The organism is Pseudomonas syringae group sp. J309-1 (assembly GCF_032582135.1).
Lineage (GTDB): Bacteria > Pseudomonadota > Gammaproteobacteria > Pseudomonadales > Pseudomonadaceae > Aquipseudomonas > Aquipseudomonas quasicaspiana.
Window position 1 is genome coordinate 1 of record NZ_JAWHNU010000157.1, and the last position, 532, is coordinate 532.

General features: G+C 55.3%; 1 protein-coding gene. It reads right to left on the minus strand.

Annotation, left to right across the window (positions count from 1 at the left end; genetic code table 11):
* The coding region (locus RX972_RS29215) for a LysR family transcriptional regulator (protein WP_316880784.1) at positions 1 to 399 on the minus strand (399 nt) is incomplete at its 3' end.
* Positions 400 to 532: the final 133 nt, after the last annotated feature.

The window sequence follows — 532 nt, forward strand, 5'->3', positions numbered from 1 at the left end:
TGCCAGGGCTCCGACCAGCACGCTCTCTGTCTCGGAAGCCACCATGCCGATCGTGATACGGCCGGCCATATTCTCCTCGCGCTGCATCATCTGCTGCCGGGCACTCGCGAGATCGCGCACGATGGGTAGAAACAGTCGGTGCATCATCCGGCCAGCGGCAGTTGGCGCCATACCGTGCGGGATGCGTTCAAAAAGCTTCTGTCCGAACTCATCCTCGAGCTTGGCTATCTGCATGCTCAGGGCCGGCTGCACGATATTCAACCGCTTGGCTGCCCGCGTGACAGAGCCTTCTTCGAAAAGCGCGATGAAGTACTGAATTTGCTTGAGATCCATATTCGGATGGGTATGAACGGTACCGCGTGCGGCATCAATCTTTGCGGTCCCTGCGACGATGGTCATGGCACCCCATGCCATCAATTATGAGACACAGCGGTTCCATCCCCGTCGGCGCCCGTGCTGGAAGTGCGCGAAAGCAGGTATCAGAATAAATTATTTTGTTGATCACAAAATAGTATTAGAAGTTATATCTTGC